11 protein-coding genes and 1 pseudogene are annotated in these 15345 nt (G+C 31.3%); 2 read left to right on the forward strand and 10 right to left on the reverse strand.

The window, feature by feature from the left end; all coding sequences use genetic code 11:
* The 8 genes and pseudogenes from SOJ_RS12840 to SOJ_RS12875 form a co-directional block, all read right to left on the reverse strand.
* Positions 1–1800, reverse strand: coding sequence for a polysaccharide biosynthesis protein (locus SOJ_RS12840; RefSeq protein ID WP_002508551.1), 1800 nt, complete (start codon positions 1798–1800; stop codon positions 1–3).
* A gap of 24 nt (positions 1801–1824) precedes the next feature.
* Positions 1825–2592, reverse strand: a complete 768-nt coding sequence (locus tag SOJ_RS12845) for a tyrosine-protein phosphatase (RefSeq protein WP_002508552.1) — start codon at positions 2590–2592, stop codon at positions 1825–1827.
* Entirely contained in the window at positions 2592–3278 is a 687-nt protein-coding gene (locus tag SOJ_RS12850) for a tyrosine-protein kinase (protein WP_002508553.1), read from the reverse strand. The genes SOJ_RS12845 and SOJ_RS12850 overlap by 1 nt, the downstream gene beginning before the upstream one ends.
* A gap of 12 nt (positions 3279–3290) precedes the next feature.
* Positions 3291–3953, reverse strand: coding sequence for a Wzz/FepE/Etk N-terminal domain-containing protein (locus SOJ_RS12855; protein ID WP_002508554.1), 663 nt, complete (start codon positions 3951–3953; stop codon positions 3291–3293).
* 18 nt (positions 3954–3971) lie between these two features.
* The gene (locus tag SOJ_RS12860; RefSeq protein WP_156789173.1) at positions 3972–5207 is read right to left on the reverse strand and encodes a hypothetical protein; all 1236 of its coding nucleotides are present in this window, start codon (positions 5205–5207) and stop codon (positions 3972–3974) included.
* A gap of 445 nt (positions 5208–5652) precedes the next feature.
* A complete protein-coding gene (locus SOJ_RS12865; RefSeq protein WP_002508556.1) occupies positions 5653–6159 on the reverse strand; it encodes a GNAT family N-acetyltransferase in 507 nt (168 codons plus the stop codon).
* A 25-nt stretch (positions 6160–6184) separates the two neighbouring features.
* Positions 6185–6759, reverse strand: a pseudogene (locus tag SOJ_RS12870) (GNAT family N-acetyltransferase).
* A gap of 71 nt (positions 6760–6830) precedes the next feature.
* Complete coding sequence (locus SOJ_RS12875) at positions 6831–9725, reverse strand: bifunctional glycosyltransferase/CDP-glycerol:glycerophosphate glycerophosphotransferase (protein ID WP_002508559.1); 2895 nt, start codon at positions 9723–9725, stop codon at positions 6831–6833.
* Between the two features lie 422 nt (positions 9726–10147).
* Between SOJ_RS12875 and SOJ_RS12880 the strand changes: the two genes are divergently transcribed.
* Positions 10148–10591, forward strand: coding sequence for a hypothetical protein (locus tag SOJ_RS12880; protein WP_002508560.1), 444 nt, complete (start codon positions 10148–10150; stop codon positions 10589–10591).
* A gap of 219 nt (positions 10592–10810) precedes the next feature.
* Here the strand turns inward: SOJ_RS12880 and SOJ_RS12885 are convergent, their stop codons facing one another.
* Complete coding sequence (locus tag SOJ_RS12885; protein WP_002508561.1) at positions 10811–12001, reverse strand: glycine C-acetyltransferase; 1191 nt, start codon at positions 11999–12001, stop codon at positions 10811–10813.
* A gap of 191 nt (positions 12002–12192) precedes the next feature.
* Between SOJ_RS12885 and SOJ_RS12890 the strand changes: the two genes are divergently transcribed.
* On the forward strand, positions 12193–13374 hold the full coding sequence (locus tag SOJ_RS12890) for a M20 family metallopeptidase (protein ID WP_037539624.1): 1182 nt from the start codon (positions 12193–12195) through the stop codon (positions 13372–13374).
* Between the two features lie 652 nt (positions 13375–14026).
* Here SOJ_RS12890 and tuf read toward each other — a convergent pair.
* Positions 14027–15214, reverse strand: coding sequence for an elongation factor Tu (tuf, locus tag SOJ_RS12895; RefSeq protein ID WP_002508563.1), 1188 nt, complete (start codon positions 15212–15214; stop codon positions 14027–14029).
* Positions 15215–15345 lie beyond the last annotated feature (131 nt).

Here is a 15345-nt window from a genome sequence, read left to right on the forward strand (position 1 = left end):
CTACTTATTAACGAAGTCGATAAGTTTCTCTTTATTAAAATCCTTTAATATTTCTGAAATCAGAGTGTTTACTTCTTCTATATTTCCAGGGGTAACTTTGCCTCTATAAATCTTCTCAAAAACTTGTTCTGGATGGATTTCATTTTCATTTAATAATTCTTCATATAATTTTTCTCCTGGTCTTATTCCAGAATATATTATCCCAATATCTTCTTCTTTTTTACCGCTTAAGCGAATTAAGTTTTTAGCTAAATCAACTATTTTTACAGGTTTTCCCATGTCTAATACAAATACTTCCCCACCTTGAGCTAATGCACCTGCTTGCAACACTAGCCTAGAGGCTTCAGGTATAGTCATGAAATACCGAGTCATTTCAGGATGAGTTACTGTCACAGGACCTCCTGCTTCAATTTGTTTTTTAAATAATGGAATTACTGAGCCTCTTGAACCTAGAACGTTACCAAAGCGTACTGCTATAAAACGAGTAATACTTCTTTCATCATTTAAACTTTGAACTATCATTTCTGCTACACGTTTTGTCGCCCCCATTACATTTGGTGGGTTCACCGCTTTATCGGTAGATACCATTACAAACTTTTTAACCCCGAATTCTTTTGCTGCTTCTGCTGTATTCTTAGTTCCTAGAATATTATTTTTTACTGCTTCTAATGGATTATATTCCATTAATGGGACATGTTTATATGCTGCAGCATGATATACAGCGTATGGTTTATACATATTCATAACTTCATGTAAACGTTCTTTATGTTGAACATCTGCAATTATAGGTATGAATTCAATTTCATTTCCAAAAACATTGATTAATTCCTGGTTTATTAAGTAAATGCTATTTTCACCATGACCTAATAAAATAATTCTGTCTGGATTAAATTTGCACACTTGTCGACAAATTTCTGAACCAATAGATCCACCAGCGCCTGTAATCAATATTGTTTTATTAGTTAATTCTTTGGATATTGAAGCCATGTCTAATTCAACCGGATCCCTACCTAATAAATCTTCAACTTCTACTTTCTTCAGTTGATTTACTTCAATTTCTCCTGATAACACATCTTCGATATTAGGCATTTTAAATAGTTCTACGCCTTCAATATTACAAATATCATTTATTTCGTTAACTCGTTCTTGACTTAATGTAGGTATTGCTATAATAATTTTTTTAATTTGGAACTTTTTAACAAGTTCTGGTATATCTTTAATATATCCTTGCACTTTTACACGTTCAGTAATTGTAATTTTTTGTTTATTAATATCATCATCTACAGCTAAAACAGGTTGCATACGCATGTCATTACTTCTTAGCATTTGACGAATTAACATTGAGCCACCTTGCCCTGCTCCAACGACTAATGTTGATTTTTTTTCAATTGGACTATCTATATAATATCTTCGATAAACTCTCCAAAATAGTCTTGATCCACCAATTAATAATAAGTGCATCATCCAAGTAATAAAATATAATCTTAAAAATGGTCTTCCTCCTGAAATTAATGAGACCAATAATATTGTAGATACAATTGAAAATGTAACTGCTTTTACAACTGATATTAATTCACCTACACTAGCATACTCCCAAGCTCTATGATACAAATTAAAAAAATAGCCAAAGATATGATGAGATATTAATAAAATAATTGATGATAATACTAATAAGTCAATGGAATATGCATCAAAATATGGTTCTAAAATTGAATACCCTAAGAACACTGAAAACGTAACAATAAATGAATCTATTATAATTAATATAAAAAAACGCAACCTCGCAGAAATTTTCGTCACTTTTAATCCCCTCAATCCAATTTACTATAAAAGTCCAAACCACTTTTTCTGCTTATATTCTTGCGTTGGTTTGTGTTTGGAAACTTCCTCATTATTAATAACTGCTTTTCCATTCTCCACTAATCTTTCTAAATCTTCATAATAAATTTTTAAATTTCTTTCTCTAAATAACTTCTCCATAACAAATGTACGTACATCACTACTATGTGCATCTGAAGCAACAAAATGAGTCAAATTATTATCAATCATTTGTAGTGATGATTTTTTCACTTTTCTTCCAAAATCTCCCAATAATGAAGAAGAAGTGATCTGACTTAAAGCACCTACATTTACTAAATTAAAGAGTATATCTAAATTCTCAGTAATTGCTTTGTTACGTTCTGGATGCGCAATAATTGGTACATATCCCATAGTTTGTAATTCATAAAATAATTTATGACTATAATGTGGTACTTCATTACTTGGAAATTCTATTAATAAATATTTCGAATTATTAATACCCTCAATCTTCCCATTGTGGAGATCATCAATAATTTGATCTGTAACTCTAATTTCTTGTCCAGGATATAAGTTAATTCCAAGCTGTTCAATTTGTTCATTGTTGCCTAACTCATTTAACTTTTCTTTAACCACTTGAATATTATTATTATATCTTGGATGAAGATGATGTGGAGTTGCAATAATGTCCGTAACGCCTTCACTCTTAGCCTGTTTAAGTAAATCAATGGCTTCACCCATGCTCTTTGGTCCATCATCTACATCAACTAATATATGATTATGAATATCTATCATTATTCTTCACCGTAATAGTAATAGTAACTAGAAGTTTTATCTAAAGGCATTTTATTTAATATAGCACCTAATAGTTTCCCACCTGCTTTTTCTATCAAATCTTTTGCTTTTTTCACTTCGTTTTTATTATTTTTTTCTGCATCGACAACTAAAGCACAATTTTTAACTGTTTGCGCATAAATTTGGGCATCAGTAACAGTATTAATGGGGGGGGTATCTATAACAATAAAATCATAATGATTCAATAATTCATTGTATATTTCATCGAAATGCCTAGAAGCTATTAGTTCGGATGGATTTGGTGGTGTTGGCCCAGCAGTTAAAATAGCTAAATTATCTATTTTTGTTTCTTTTATAGATTCACTATATGTTGCCCTATTAATAATCAAATTAGAAAGACCACTATTATTTGGCAAATCGAATATATAATGCTGGGTGGGCTTTCTCATATCACCATCGATAATCAAAGTTTTATAACCTGCTTGTGCGTATGTTATTGCAATATTTGCTGAAATAGTACTTTTTCCTGAAGAAGGTTTCTCTGAAGTTATCAATAAACTCTTAATTTCTTCCCTTGCACTTGAAAACATAATATTCGAACGAATACCTCTAAACTTCTCACTTATTGTAGACTTAGGTTTATCATGTACATACAATGGTGATAATTTTGTTTTGCTTTTAACCATGTTTACATCTCCTTAATTAAATTTTTGTATTGATCCTAAAACTGGTATACCTAATTCATTTTCAACATCATCTTCAGATTTAATTCGTTTATCAATTAATTCATAAAATAAAATTATTAATATCGAAATTATTATTCCTACAAATATCCCTACTACAGTATTTAATAAAATTTTGGGTGAGACCTGTTCAGATTTTCCTGCTTCTGATAATACTGATACATTATCCACATTCATAATATCTGGAACCTCATCACTGAATACATTTGAAATCGTATTTGCAATAATAGTTGCATCTTTTTCACTTTCACTTACAACTGATATATTTAATAATTGTGAATCTGATTGACTTGACGCAGTTATCATTGAACTTAATTCGTCTTCACTATATTTATTATCTAATTCATCAGATACTTTATTTAAAATCCTGGGACTAGTAACAACTTCTAAATACGTGTTTACTAACTGAATATCACTTTGAACTTGTTGTGCCATTATTTGAGATTCACTTTCTTTTTGATTAACTAAAACTTGTGTGTTAGCTTCATATTCTGGTTTAATTATTGTTAAACTAACTACTAACCCAAGTATTAGCCCTAATATAGGTAATATTAAAATTAGTTTGTAATGTTCCTTCATTTTTGAAAAGATATTAATTAAATTTAAAGATTCTTTCATAACTTCCTCCATGTAATTTTATTTTTTATTTTCATTTAAATCATTACTTGCTTTTTCTTTTTGGAATGTTGCAAATAGTATTCCGGAATAAAATACTATTAATATTGGATAATTCCATCCAGATATTGTATCTGCTTGCAAACCAACTAAATAAGAGAAAAGAATGATTTGTTGACCCAATATTTTTAGTTTTCTATCTTTAGAAAAAGAAAAAGAAATAAACAATATTAAATATAATATAGTTTGAATTATTAAATATACAAAACCGTAATTAACAATCGCATATAAAAAATCATTATCTAAAGTATTGATAGAGTTGGGTCCTAATCCTAGTAACCATGATCCCTCAAGTTTTTCTAAAGCATCTTTCCACATAAATATTCTTTCGTTAAATGAGTTAACAGAAGTTAATTCACCTGTTTCAAATACTGTTATCAATTGGTATAAATATAAAAATGTATTTTTAAAACTTACAATAAACCATCTTATTAATAATAATATCAATCCAAAAAATAATATATACGCTGGAAATTTAAAAATATAAAAGTATATAGTTCGTTTTATTTTAAAAATTTGTATAAAAATCAAAACAGTAGGTAATATCACAATAAAAGATCTAGATCCAGTAAAAATTACTATTAATGTTACAACACCGATACCTAAAATTTTGAAAATAATTCTTTTTTCAAAAATTAGTATTATAGCTCCAAGTTGAACAGCAATCCACGCAAGAATATTCGGATTATTTAAAGTTCCAACAATCCGCAAAGCTTTCCCAATAGGTGACGCTTTCATATCATTATAAATATATCCAAATGCTGTTATATTAAAAGCTTGTGCCGCACCTACAACCATTTGAAATGATAAAACTATATAAGCAAACGCTAATAAACTTTTATGTATGGTTTTGGTATCTAAATTCAAACCTATGTAATATGTAAACACTAAAATTAATATAAAAAATATCGGTTTTAGTAGATGCACAAAAGCGTCTATCTCAATATGCGAATTATTAAATAAAATTGATAACGACATAAAAATAATCAATATAAAATAAAGTATAACAATAGACATTATATTTCCATTTATATTGTATTGATTAAAATCTTTTATATTCATTGCTAAAAATAGAATTAATATTGAGATTAACGGATAGGTGATGAATTGTGAATTTTCAAATGGATTAGGTAATAATAAAAATACGAGTGGTACTAAAATCAAATACAATGAAATTTTATTTTTCCTATTCAACAACATCATAATTCTCCTAATTAAACTTAATTTCTAAAAATACATCAAACAAGCTTATTTAATTTTTCCAAGTATTGCTCAGAACAAACTCATAATTATATAATACAAGAATATTCTTAAAAAGTGTAGCTTTATTTCAAAATAAAGCTTTTTTATTTTATCTTCGAATATAATTTTATATGTAAATTATTGACGCACACATTAATATTGTGTAAATAAAAAACATATACTCATTACATTTATTTTACAAAAAGTAAACCTTATCTTTTATATCATTCTAAGTGATATGCTTTAAAGAAACTATGACTTATATACAAATAAAAGACACTACTTTCTTCAGTTGAAAGTAGTGTCTTAAAGCAAGTCATTTAATTTTAAAGTTGGGGGATTCAAAAGACACCCTATTTTTTATTTCATTTTAAATTTAATTGATTCACAAAATATATTATTATGCTATCTCAATCTGGAAACGGCGTATGACTGTACCATCATCCAACGTGGATGGTTCGATTTCTTCGCCACCGTTATGCTTAATTACTGCTGCGGAAACTTCATTATCTTGATCACAAGTAATTAAAGCTTCTTGAACACCAATTCTTGATAAGTAGTCTAAAGATTTCTTCAACAACTTGTTGCCAAAACCTTTGCCACGGTATTTTTTGCGAATGCCGTAGCCAACATGGCCGCCGACTTTTTTCAGTCTATCGTTTAAGTTATGACGAATATTGGCAGCACCGATGATTTCATCATCATCTATTAAAAATAATGTCGTATTATCTACAGTTTGATCGTGTGATTTGTTATCTGCTAATTCGTGAACTATTTCTTCAAAATTACTATATTTTGTAATATTTGTAATCTCGGGTACTACCTTTTCATCATGATCAATCCATTCTCTCATATAATCACAATATAATGCTTCGTCACCCATTGTTAATTCTCTAAATTCAACCATGTTGACACTCCTTCCTTTTAAGTTATTACTCATCTATGATTTCGTTGTGTGTATTTAAATAGTACACATAATGATCTGTCCATTCGCCATTCTCAAATATGAAACCTTTACGCACACATTCAAATTGAAAGCCTACTTTTTCAATCAAACCGATTGAAGGCATATTATCTATATTGATATGTGCTTCAAGTCTGTGAAAATGCAGTGTATCTCGTGTGCTTGCTTAACTAATTCTGTCACTGCTTCATAAGCAAAGCCTTGATTCCAATACTGATTGTGAATAAAATAACCAATTTCAGCCCACTGAAAATTGTCGCGGCTCAAGTTCTTAATATCAAGCATGCCTAAATGATTCATCTCTTTATCAAAAATCCCAAAGATATATAAATCATCTGCTTCAATAGTTTGTTGTTGCCTTACAATAAGCGCTGCAAACCACGGTTCAGTCGATTCTGACATGTCTACTTGACCTTTATCATATTTAAATTGAGACGGCTTGCGGTTTACAAAACCACGCAACCATGTTTCGTAATCATTTTCTTCCAACGGTCTAATGATAAGGCGTTGTGTAGTAAAATGCAACCCTAAATTTTTCGTCATCTAAAATCCCCTTCATACCGCCATCTGTTATCTAAACTATAACATTTTTCACCATGAAAGCGTATTTTTCACTACGCTTTATACCTTAGTGCTTGTTCCGATATTAGCTCTATAGTTGGTTGTCTATTATTTTGATCATGATATTTGAAAAACATCGCACTTCTTCTTAAGTAAAACTTGCTCATTTTGAAGTTATTTTTTCTAACTTTAACAACTTCTTTTACTAATGAAGTTACATCATAAGTTACAGGACCAAACCCATTTTGTACATAGTTGAAATAGCCAGGAGTATACACTGAATATGTATAGATTTCATCAATATCAAATTGATAATAAATGATTGGTTTTCTTAAATAAGCAATATCAAATGCGATAGACGATACATCTGTTATTAACAAGTTAGTGTTGCTAATAATATCTTTATAACTAAAGTGATTAGGGATGTTGATATATGTAATATGCTTAAAAAATTTCGAAAATCGGTCTTGCATTCTCGGATGTAAGCATAAATTAATTTTATTGTTTTTATGTTTGGCTATTTGTTGAATCTTAGGGTGAGTTAAAAATGCATAAATAGATTTATAAAAATGACTTTCTACGAATTGTTTATCACTTACTTCAAGTAGATGAGGTCTCCAAGTAGGCATGACGGTTATCACTTGCTCAGTACTTTTTTTATTGTGACTTAATAAATCGAACCTAGATAATCCTGAAAGTATCACTTCTTGTTCACTAAAACCGTATTTTTCTATAATTTCTCTTTTCTCTGCTTCAGCACTTGTAATAAAATAATCTATTGGTTTGTTCCGTTTATGTAATAACGTAGATAAGTCATTCTGAATTACACCATGTTGTAAAAATATGAATTCAAAGTCTAAAAGCTCTCTGATAAATTTCCCATTGATGCCACCAAACGGATTAAACAGATATGCTTCTGAGTGTGATGTAAAAAGTTTGTTTGTTTTAAACATGAGTATATGGTGTCTTTTACTATTAAATGCAACAATCTTATCTCCATATTCTTCACGCAACTTTACAAAGTCTGGGCTGGAAGGATAAATAAGAAAATATGCTTTAACGTCAGGTTTGTTTTTTACCACAAAATCAAATAATGCTTCTGCGTTATCACCTGCCTTATCTAATCTATCGACGAATAACCATACTTTGTCATTGCTTCTTTTTTTATTAATAATGCCTATGATTTTATATATAGCTGACTTTCTTGTTTTTTTATTTTTTAGTAAGCCAAGTATATTTTTCCATATAATAAAACGCTTCTTTTTGATATTGAGAATCTTCTTATTATCTTCAATTCTTAACATTCTATTAGCATATTGTTTAAATGAAATCTTCGTATTACTAAAATTCGTATGCCTTGTTTTACTAACTTGGTTAATTTTTTCTAAGCTGCTATGATTCACAAGATATTTTAATTCTATCTGCTTAATGTCGTCATTTAAACTTATATCAAATCTGTAAAATTTATTATAACTGATGTTTTTATTCAAAAATTTTTGTGATGTTATTATCGATTCTTGAACAGGTCGAACAATTTCTTCTTTATTAATTATTGCTACTGGTATAACATCAATATTCATATTAATATTTGGTAAGCTATATCCGCATTTTAATAGTTTATTTTTTTCATAAAGATATTCTGTCTTTAAATACATATCACTCACATTTTTAATAAAAATCTGGTTTGAATATATTTTATATTCTCCGTTTTCATGCTTTATATTTAAATTTGTCCCTTCATATTTCACTGATAAAATAGCGATTTGATACACAGCATTAATTTGCTTTAGATGCGTATTAGAGATTACGTCATCATCCATTCGTTTAAGTAACTGAATGATTTGGTTTGTATATTTTTCTAGTTGTTTACTGTTCAGGGTTGAAAGCGTAATATTTTGATAACTTAATCTATATTGTAAATCATATAAAATCATCATTTGTACGTACTTAGGAATATTATTGCCACGGTTGTCATTGGTTAAGTAATTATGAAATTTTTCGATGGTTGGACTATAAAACGTTGGGTTAGATAATGCTTTATCTATAGCTGATGATTCGTCTCTTCTTTTCCTATACCAATAACAACCTTGCGTGTAGCTCATTAAACCAATTTTAAAAGTTTGTTTAATGACATTGTAAACAAATTTAGCATCTTCACCATATTTTAATGAAGCATCAAAAGTTACACCTTTAATAGCTGACGTTCTAAAAAATACAGAAGCAACATTCATTTGAATATGATCATAATCTTGTTTTAAATCTACGACTTTATTTACTTTATTTTCATATTTAAAATTTAAGGGATGTTCTCCAACAATATTGTCAAAAAACCTTAACCTTGTAGAAATAACATTAAGCGTAGGATTCATTTCAAAATAATTATATACATGCTTTAAAGTTGTAAGTCCCCATTTGTCATCCGAATCAAGAAAGTTTACATATTTACCTCTTACATACTTTAACCCTGTATTTCTAGCGATAGAAACCCCTTCATTTTGTTTACTTATATAATAAATATTATTAGGATACCTATTTCTATATTTAGTTAATATAGCCTCTGAATTATCTGTCGATCCATCATTCACAAGAATAATCTGTATATCCTCTAAATTCATATTTTGTTTAATAATACTATCTAATGTTTCTTCAATGTATTGTTCTGTATTATATACAGGTATTACAATACTCATTTTAAAATCATATTTTTCATATAAAAGTTCATTTAAACTTAAAATTTGAAAATCTTCAGTTTCAAATATAGCCAAGTCACTTAAATCTTTATATTTCAGTACGAGGTCAATACCATGACTGTTTTCAATATCAGCTTGTATCATAGATTTCATATGATAAGCTATAATAATTTTTTTATATTCATCTCTACAATGTGTTACGATTTCATCTACTTCATTCATTGATGAAAAACTACCATAAACCACTAATTTCTTCATATTTTAGCCGCTCCTGAAAATTCGACAATTGCTCCAATGTTTGATAAATGCACTTTAACAATTTATCATTAAGCAGAGCACAGTCTAATACAATATATTATAATTATATTAAGAAAAATATGTGTGGAGGTAAATATAAATTTATTAATATTTTTGTCTAAAAATCGACTCATTAATGCTAAAAGTATAGTTTTATTAATTATATTGAGAGTGATTCTTAAAAATTAATATTTAAAAGTACTTTCTTGTTATTAGAAAGACCATTAATCCATAGTGTAAAAATACTGTTTTATGGGTATATAAGTAAGTGAAAGCATTGGATGAATTATATTGTGCTTAGCCATTTAGAATTACCTCTAGTAAAAAACACATCTCTTAACTATAAGATGACATGGGTTTGGTATCTTAAGGAGGTTGTTACTATGACTCATAATAGATCTAAAAAATTATTTTTGTTGTTTGGTGTACTGGCATGGTTATCAGTAATGATTTTATTCATTCTACCAATATTAGCGCCCTATCAAAATTTTATTGAATCTGATACTGGTTTGGCGCTCGGTTGGATTATTGTACTACTTGCCTTTATCACTCTATTTTATGTGGCTATTGTCATACTAGATATATATAGCCCAATCGCAACACAAGTATTACAATTTGTACTGTTAACAGTAGTGATTATTTGTGCAGTACCGTCTATCACTGCGTTTATTCTGGCATCATTCGTTGTAGATATTAGTATAGTTGAAATATTTATTCCAATTGTACTTGTTATATTAGCAAGTATGCTTCATATCTTATGGTTCACAATTCCATTTATCCAAAATAAACAAACACGTAAACGTTTAAAGTCTAAAGCAGGACTTTAAACAACAGTGAAAACCCTGCTCATTTTCACATAATTATGTTTAATAGCCATGTTACTAAAAAGTAGCATGGCTATTTTAGTTATTCACTATTTCTTCCCTTTTCTGGTCATAAAAAAACGGGAGTGAAAAAGAAATCAAAATTTGATTTCATCTTCCAACTCCCATAATGGTTGAGTCTGAAACAGGTGTTGATACGTCAGACTCAAGTTTAAATCCTTACTATTTAATTGTTCCTAGTTCTTTGCCTACTTTTTCATAAGCAGCTAGTGCTTGGTCTAACATTTCTTTCGTATGCGCAGCTGTTGGCATGTTACGCACACGTCCTGTACCTTTAGGAACTGTTGGGAAGACGATTGACTTCACATAGATGCCTTCGTCTTTCAAACGGCTACTGAATGCTTGTGTTTCCTTCTCATCGCCAATAATAACAGGTGTGATTGGTGTTTCTGAGTTACCAATATTAAATCCTAGATCTTTTAATCCAGCTTTTAAATAATTACCATTATCCCAAAGTTTATCGTGTAATTCTGTAGATGCCATTAATTTTTTCACTGATTCAGTGATTGCTTTCGTATCTCCAGGCGCTAATGATGTAGAGAATAAAAATGGTCTTGATTGTACTTTTAACCAATCAATTAATGATTGTGTTCCAGCTACATAACCACCTACAACACCAATCGCTTTTGATAACGTACCCATTTGGAAATCAATCTTGTCCTGTAAGCCAAAATGTTTTACTGTGCCTGCACCTTTACCCATCACGCCTGAACCATGTGCGTCATCAACATAAGTAATTAAGCCAAATTCTTCGGCGATTTCAACGATTTCTGGCAATTTCGCAACATCACCGTCCATGCTGAATACACCATCAGTAATGTACATAACTTTATTATATTGACCTGACTCCACTGCTTCTTTTGCTTTTGCGCGTAAGTCTTCCATATCTGAGTGGTTTACACGAATAATTTTCGCTTTAGATAAACGACAGCCATCTATAATAGATGCGTGATTTAATTCATCTGAAAGTATCGCATCATGTTTATTCATAACAGCAGAAATTGCTGCCATATTACAGTTGAAACCTGATTGATACGCTACTGCTGCTTCTGTCCCTTTAAATTCAGCTAATTTTGCTTCTAATTCATCATGTAAATCTAATGTCCCATTAATCGAACGTACTGCACCTGCACCAACACCATGTGTATCAATTGCATCTTTCGCAGCTTGCTTTAAATCTTCATCTGTTGCTAGTCCTAAATAATTGTTCGAAGATAAGTTAACGTAATTCTTTCCCTTGATATTAATTTCAGGCCCATTCGCACCTTCAATTGTATCTATTTCATTGTATAAACCGTTATCCTTTAAATACTGAATATTTTCATCTAAAAAGCCATGTAGTGATTGTACCACTGCAAGCCCCCCTTTGGATTGTCTTTGTGTTTAAGTTAATCATAACCTATTTTTAAAATACATGGAAGTAGAATAATAATTAAAAAGAAAGCGTTTTCTAAAATTGAATTTGTCCGTTAATAATTGGTGGTACAGTTAAGTTATTTTAAATGGTATACTGGATAAAAATGACTAAGGAAGAAGGGTTGAAGTTGTTTGATTGGTTTCAACTAGCGCAAGAAAAAGAAAGTAAAATGATACAAGTACGTCGTTACTTACATCAATATCCCGAATTATCGTTCGAAGAATACCATACTCATGATTATATTCAAAATCAATTGAGTCAATTGTCATGTGAAATACGTACACCCGTAGGTCGCAATGGTATCGTTGCGACTTTTAAAGGTCGTGGCGACGGTCCCACTGTAGCATTACGTGCAGACTTCGATGCACTACCTATAGATGAACTTACAGAAGTCGATTACAAATCTAAAAATCCTGGTGCCATGCACGCATGTGGTCATGATGGTCACACCGCAACTTTATTAGGCGTGGCTGAAATTATAGAGCATCATCTACAATTTTTAAATGGTAACGTGGTGCTCATCTTCCAATATGGCGAAGAAGTAATGCCAGGTGGCTCTCAAGAAATGATAGACGATGGTTGTTTACAAGACGTAGACAAAATATACGCTAACCATTTATGGAGCGGTTATCCTACAGGTACGATTTATTCACGTGCTGGTGCAATGATGGCTTCACCAGATGAATTCAACATTACAATTCAAGGTAAAGGCGGACATGGTGCCAAACCACACGAAACCATTGATCCTGTAGTTATCATGGCTGAATTTATTATGAGTGCACAAAAAATCGTTTCAAGAACGATTGACCCTGTCAAACAGGCAGTGATAAGTTTTGGTATGGTCCAAGCAGGATCTGCAGATAATATCATCCCTGACACTGCATTTTGTAAAGGCACTGTACGTACATTCGATACAGAAGTCCAAACTCATGTTATGACTAAAATGGATAAACTCTTACAAGGTCTTGCTGTGGCAAACGACATCACATATACAATGGATTACATTAAGGGCTATCTACCTGTCCACAACAATCCAAATAGCTATGAAGTTGTTAAAAAAGCAGCAAACGATATTAACTTAAGATTCAACGAGTCAGAATTAATGATGATTGGTGAAGACTTCTCTCATTACTTAAAAGTCCGTCCAGGTGCTTTATTCCTAACAGGATGCGGTAATCCAGAAAAAGATACAACACACCCACATCACAGTCCAAACTTCAATATTGATGAAAAAGCAATGAAATACACCGTTAGCCAATTCCTCAAAATTCTAGAACTCGAAAATGTGATTGTTAAAACCACTTCGTAATTTTATTACGTTAGTGGTTTTTATGCATGAGCTTTAGCTCAGGTAATCCTTTACCACTTAGGAATGAAATGAGTTAGTGGCGCTTATGCCTGCGTGTAAACGCAGGCGTTCCTCTACCACTTCGTAATTTTATTACGTTAGTGATTTTTATGCATAAAGACTTACTTTCCAATTCATTTGGATTAGTAAGTCTTACGCATATGCTTCAGCATATGTGATCCACTACAACAGCTCAGACGTTCTATTATTACTTATATGAAATATTGACTATGTAATAACTTTTCTATCTACCTATATAAACAAGCACAATGTCGTTTTGGCATTGTGCTTGTTTGTTTTCATTATTATTTTTATTTTCGTTAATTCAATTATACTATTTGCTTAAAACAGCAGTTATTTACGCAAATACCTGCGGGAAGACTACAAGATGAAGACTACAAGCTAGGGCGATGTCCGCGTAAATAATGATAAAAAAGTGCTAAAGACAATTATATTAAGAAGCCCTAATCCATTTCGGGTTTCTGTGGTTTACAATAGCTTTGCTATTGCATTAAGAAGCCCTAATCACTTGTTGTGATAAGGGCTTCTATATAAAAAAAGAGCCTCCATAAAGGAGACTCCTAAAATATCTATCAAAGATAGAAATTATTTATTATTTAATAATTGAAGTTACAACGCCTGATCCAACAGTACGTCCACCTTCACGGATAGAGAAACGAGTACCATCTTCGATAGCGATTGGTGAAATCAATTCAACTTGCATTTCAACGTTATCGCCAGGCATAACCATTTCAGTACCTTCTGGTAAAGTAACAACGCCTGTTACGTCAGTAGTACGGAAATAGAATTGCGGACGGTAGTTAGTGAAGAATGGAGTATGACGTCCACCTTCTTCTTTTGATAAAACATAAACGTCTGCTTTGAAGTTAGTATGCGGTGTAATAGTACCAGGCGCAGCTAAAACTTGTCCACGAGAGATGTCATCACGTGATACACCACGTAATAAAGCACCAATGTTGTCGCCAGCTTCAGCGTAGTCTAGTAATTTACGGAACATTTCAACACCTGTAACAGTTGTCTTAGTTGATTCCTCTTGCATACCGATGATTTCAATTTCAGCACCGACTTTGATTTGACCACGTTCAACACGGCCTGTAGCAACAGTACCACGACCAGTGATTGAGAATACGTCCTCAACTGGCATCATGAATGGTTTGTCAGAATCACGTTCTGGTGTTGGGATAAATTCATCAACAGCGTCCATTAATTCTAAGATTTTGTTTTCATATTCTTCAACGCCTTCAAGCGCTTTTAATGCTGAACCAGCGATTACAGGAACGTCGTCGCCAGGGAAGTCATATTCGCTTAATAAGTCACGAACTTCCATTTCAACTAATTCTAATAATTCTTCATCGTCAACCATGTCAACTTTGTTTAAGAATACAACTAATGCTGGAACACCAACGTTACGTGATAACAAGATATGTTCACGAGTTTGAGGCATTGGACCATCAGCAGCAGATACTACTAAGATACCGCCGTCCATTTGAGCAGCACCAGTGATCATGTTTTTCACATAGTCAGCGTGACCTGGGCAGTCAACGTGAGCATAGTGACGAGAATTAGTTTGGTACTCGATATGAGAAGTATTAATTGTAATACCACGTTCTTTTTCTTCTGGAGCGTTATCAATCATGTCATATGATTGAGCTACAGTGTCACCATTTTTTGCCATTACAGTTGCAATTGCAGCTGTTAAAGTAGTTTTACCATGGTCAACGTGTCCGATAGTACCAATATTGGCATGGGTTTTTGAGCGGTCAAATTTTTCTTTAGCCATTATAAAATCTCTCCTATTCGTTAGAAAATTAATTTTTAAAATTTATCTCTCATGACAGTTACTCACTGTCACGAGAAGAATATTTGTTACTTGTAATAAAGGACTATATAGTACCTTTATAATGCATTTCA

Origin of the sequence: Staphylococcus sp. OJ82, from assembly GCF_000294465.1 — a bacterium.
Classification (GTDB): Bacteria; Bacillota; Bacilli; order Staphylococcales; family Staphylococcaceae; genus Staphylococcus; species Staphylococcus equorum.

Coding starts and splice junctions, on each gene's coding strand:
- SOJ_RS12865 (WP_002508556.1), bottom strand. CDS start 6,159: ATGGTTGAATTTAGAGAATTAACAATGGGTGACGAAGCATTATATTGT.
- SOJ_RS12850 (WP_002508553.1), bottom strand. CDS start 3,278: ATGGTTAAAAGCAAAACAAAATTATCACCATTGTATGTACATGATAAA.
- SOJ_RS12880 (WP_002508560.1), top strand. CDS start 10,148: ATGACTCATAATAGATCTAAAAAATTATTTTTGTTGTTTGGTGTACTG.
- SOJ_RS12855 (WP_002508554.1), bottom strand. CDS start 3,953: ATGAAAGAATCTTTAAATTTAATTAATATCTTTTCAAAAATGAAGGAA.
- tuf (WP_002508563.1), bottom strand. CDS start 15,214: ATGGCTAAAGAAAAATTTGACCGCTCAAAAACCCATGCCAATATTGGT.
- SOJ_RS12875 (WP_002508559.1), bottom strand. CDS start 9,725: ATGAAGAAATTAGTGGTTTATGGTAGTTTTTCATCAATGAATGAAGTA.
- SOJ_RS12845 (WP_002508552.1), bottom strand. CDS start 2,592: ATGATAGATATTCATAATCATATATTAGTTGATGTAGATGATGGACCA.